The organism is Streptomyces sp. NPDC008121, assembly GCF_042957155.1.
In the GTDB taxonomy this organism is placed as follows: Bacteria; Actinomycetota; Actinomycetes; order Streptomycetales; family Streptomycetaceae; genus Streptomyces.
Genome location: NZ_JBIBHT010000047.1, coordinates 1 through 4,049 on the forward strand (window position 1 = coordinate 1; position 4,049 = coordinate 4,049).

General features: G+C 64.3%; 3 protein-coding genes and 1 pseudogene. 1 reads left to right on the plus strand and 3 read right to left on the minus strand.

Annotated features, from left to right (window positions below):
- The coding region (locus ACFZBD_RS35055; RefSeq protein WP_391147769.1) for a hypothetical protein at positions 1-763 on the plus strand (763 nt) is incomplete at its 5' end.
- Positions 764-770: 7 nt separating this feature from the next.
- Here ACFZBD_RS35055 and ACFZBD_RS35060 read toward each other — a convergent pair.
- The 3 genes and pseudogenes from ACFZBD_RS35060 to ACFZBD_RS35070 form a co-directional block, all read right to left on the minus strand.
- Positions 771-1,130: pseudogene (locus ACFZBD_RS35060) on the minus strand (transposase family protein); the annotation flags it as partial.
- An 838-nt stretch (positions 1,131-1,968) separates the two neighbouring features.
- The gene (locus tag ACFZBD_RS35065; protein WP_391147771.1) at positions 1,969-2,463 is read right to left on the minus strand and encodes a hypothetical protein; all 495 of its coding nucleotides are present in this window, start codon (positions 2,461-2,463) and stop codon (positions 1,969-1,971) included.
- Positions 2,464-2,993: 530 nt separating this feature from the next.
- Positions 2,994-3,245 (minus strand): hypothetical protein, encoded by a 252-nt coding sequence (locus ACFZBD_RS35070; protein ID WP_391147772.1) that lies wholly within the window; start codon positions 3,243-3,245, stop codon positions 2,994-2,996.
- Positions 3,246-4,049: the final 804 nt, after the last annotated feature.

Here is a 4,049-nt window from a genome sequence, read left to right on the forward strand (position 1 = left end):
CCTCGCCTCCACCGCCCTCGACACCGCCGCCATGGCCACCGGCCGCACCCAGATCAACGACCCCCTCAACATCGCCGCCCTCACCCTCGGCGCCACAGGCCTGCTCCTCGGAGGCATCGGAACGCTGACTCCTTCAAAATACATGTTCTACCTAGAAGGGTATCCACGGAAAGCCATACACGACATTCCCGTCCCGCGCATCGAAAAGACGAAACGTAATTCCAGGAGATTTCCGTCCTCGACCGCCCCCGACCGGGCCGCCTCTGAGGAAATCGTTATCGTCCGCGACGACGATACGGTGCGAGATATGGTGCGCGCGGGAGTTGCACCGGAGATTCATATCAGTTCAAGCATGAAGCCCTTCTACAGGCGCGACCACAGGCACCCGATACACGTATTCGAGGCCGGTTTTCTCCCATGGCGACCGGGGGCTGAAACTTCACTCCTACTGTACCAGGCGAGTAATAAGCCGTCGAAATTTGTAGGGTTTACCAGGAGCAGGACATTCGCTGACACCTGGGAGAAAGATGCATTCACTTACGAGGTGATAGGCGCAGCAGGAGGTATTTCTATGAACAAGACCACGCGGCACCCGACGTTCCTCTACCAGCAAGAATATGCATTCCCCTACGGAATCAGGCGCGAGTTCATCTACAAGGCCACTTCACCCGAGGGGAGGGAGTATTACAACCCGCACTTCGACCCTTACGCGCTCATGAAAGCAAATGCAGCCGTAGAGCCGCCCTTCTCGGTCATCAACTAGCTGCGCCTTGTCCGGGCAAGACTGGTGAGATCCATACCAGCATGCCGTCTGGAGCGGTCACCACCTGCAGGTTCACCCCGTGCCGACGGTGCTTTCCCGAATAGTCCGCCCGGCCGTCACCAGTCCGGTCACACTCGGCAAGCGTCCCGTCGAGCAGGACGTAGCGGGCGCCGGCTGAGCGGTGCCCAGGCTGATACCGAAGCCGGCAGCGAGTTGCCGCAAAGTGTCGTTCTTCCGCAGGTATACCAGTACGACCAGCACGCTCAGACGGAGACAACCGGCAGCGCCGGTCACCCTCCCGGGTGACGATCAGCACCGTCACCCGCTCCACCAGGCATGCGGGACGTCGAGCACGATACGGAACCACGAGGCCCCCGGGTTGAAGAGCTGCGGACGTCAGACATCCCGCTCAACAACCCGAGGGCCTCTCTCGTCACGCCACCATCACCCGGTCCAAACGGCTTCATAACCGGAACCGGCCTGGCCCTCGACGATCCAGCGTCACCTTGACAAGCCGAAGTCAGCATTCCCCGCCCCTGATGCGGAGGAGGCGCGGCGGCGTACGGGCCGGCTTCGCCGTGTGGGCCTGACCACCACCTTGTCACCGTCGTCCGTCACGTCCTCGACGACCAGTGCCGACAGGCCAGAAAACACCGTCCCTAGGGAGCTGACCCTCCATCACAAAATCATGATCGCGATGTCACCACCGACTGCGGGCCAGAGCCCGAAAAGGTCGGTGTAACTCCGATCACGGAATAATGCACCTGTGACCAGCCCGAACCCAGCGACACCGTCCGACGTGGGGGCCGCATCGGCGGCTGAACCGTTCCGGGTTCGGTAGAGACATCAGATTGCGGTTGCGACTGGTGCTTCGCGATTGCGCGGTACTGATTGGTCTCGTATTCGACGGGCGGGATGTGCCCTGTTCCACCGAGGAGCCGACGGTGGCACAGGGCCTGCGTTGCCTGGCCGGCCGCCTGGATCGCATGAGCCCGAGACGGGCAGCCGCAACGGGAGCGAGCGGCTGGCCGCACGCGGTGCGGGCAGCATGGCCCACGGCCCCGCAGGAAGCCGCGGCCGCACCGGGCCCGCCCGGCTGGCTGGACAGTTCTGCAGGCGGTACGACGGAGCCGTGGGGCCAGGCGCCGGGATGCGGCTGCCCGGCCGGGAAGAGCTGCCGTGCACCGCAGCAGTGCGGGCGGCGGCTACTGCGGTTCCAGCCACCGTGCGACCTCGCCAACGTAGCGAGCATCGTCGGGCTGCGAGGGGTCACCGTAGAGCAGGACAATTTTGTCTTCTGCCGTCGGCATAGTGAAGTTCACGTTGCGCCAGCTGCGGGTAGACTCCACAAACCCTGCGGGAGTGCGGAAGACTCCGGAAACTTCGTTACGCGTGGCATGGTACTGGAAGTACTCCCCCCCAGAGCAGCCTGCAGGCTCCGCCTTGAGGGAGAACGTGTAGTACTCGGCTCCGAATAGGTTAGTGCGTTTCTCGGCTTGCAGGTTGTTTACCATGTACCCGGCGAAACCGCCGTCTATGGCATTGACGTGTTCCCAGGATTCCTGGATCTCGCATATCCCGGCGGAAGCCGGTGCAGGTGAGGCTGCGCGGGCGTCAGCCGTGAATCCAGTCAGGAGCCCAAGGGTCAGCGGAGCCGAAATCGCCACGGCCGCCACCTTGCCGCCGAATTCTTTTTTCACAGGAGTTACACCTTTCCCGAGCCTGGCACATGTGCATACAAGTCGACAGGGTAGATGTGCTGACTGCCGTCTGTGAGGCCCTGAAAAGGGGTCACTTCGTACGGGCCGCCGCCGGCCGTAAGTCAGGCATGAGAACGCTTGACAAGCGGCCGGGGCGGGCAAGCCGCCGCTGGGGGCGGCTCGCCCAGGTTCCCCTGAGGCATGCCCGCGATGACGCAGCAAGCAGCCCGTCGCCGGAGATCCCTGGGGCCCCGCCCGCTGGCGGCGAGGCGTGGAGGACGGCGACCAGACGGCCGCTGGTCAAACCGGGCCAGCCTGCTGGGGTGAGCCTGCCCAGGAAGCCTCGGGCTTGCCCAGCCGCGTGACCGGCCACACCGCTCACCGCCACGGCGTGACCGGTCCGTACCCCGCAATCTCTGCCGTCCGCACACTGCTGACCTGCAGCTGTTCAGGATGAAAACGGCTCAGTGCGGATAAACGAAACAGCCCACCGCTGGTGAGCGGTGGGCTGGAGCCGATGGCCAGGGGGCCTACTGCATCTGAATGTACGCGGCGACGGTAGTCGCGCCGCGCACGCAGGTCGGCTGCTTGTCACGCTCAGCATAAGAGGGCGATTGGCATGTCCAGTCCGATACCTTCACCGGCCCGCCGCCGCCGCTGCCGGGCGCCTCGCCGTGATCGAGAGCCTTGTAGTACCGCGTGAAGACGTCCAGGGCCTCGGTGCAGTCGGCCGGCCCCGTCTGGATCTTGATCTCGGCCGGGAATCCAGCAGCGGTAGTCACCGTGCCACACGCCTCCCCGGGACCTTCGGCCGGCCCCTGGGTCGGAGACGGCGAGGTATACGTCTCAGCAGCAGCCTGGCCGCCACCTCCGCCCACGAAAGCGATAGCAACCAGACCAGCACCGGCTGCCACCGAACAGATGACAGGCTTTGAACGACGCACCAAAACGGACTCCGTTTCCATTGAGCGCTGCTCTCGAAACAATCAACTCCTACTCTCGCGGTACTGGCTCCGCTCCCGCTTCGGGCGATCAGCCCGGCAACTGGCGGCTGCAGGGCCCTCCGATCGGCTCAACCGCGTCTCGCTGCTCGCGCCGGATTCCCGTTGAATGCTACTCAGCCACCGGCGGCATCTTCAGGCCGAGCCCCTGGGGCGAAGACCACCAGCGGTCCTCCGTCCTGGGGCCTGGTCAGGGGACAGGCACAGCATGCGGTTGTCCCTATCGTTGTAATTGCCAGCGGACGTTGGAGCGGAGGCTGGCCGGGCGGTAATCCTCTGTGGGGACAGAGGAATACCGCCCCTGATCTTGCATTCGTCGGCGTAGATAACGACCTACCAGGGCGGCCGGCAGTTGGTCCCACGCTCGCAGTATCCCGACGGCGTCGAGCAGGAACCTACGCCCTGGGCTCTTGCCAGGTCGCAATGCCTCTGACGTCCCGCTGGTCATCGGGGCGAGGAGGCCGAATGGGGCAGGGAAGGGTGCGCAGGACTAGGCACTGTTTCTTGGATCACGTTCGGAGCCAGATGATGAGGGCTGCGAGGGTGACGGTGCCGAGGTAGATGCAGGCGCGTTTCTCGTAGCGG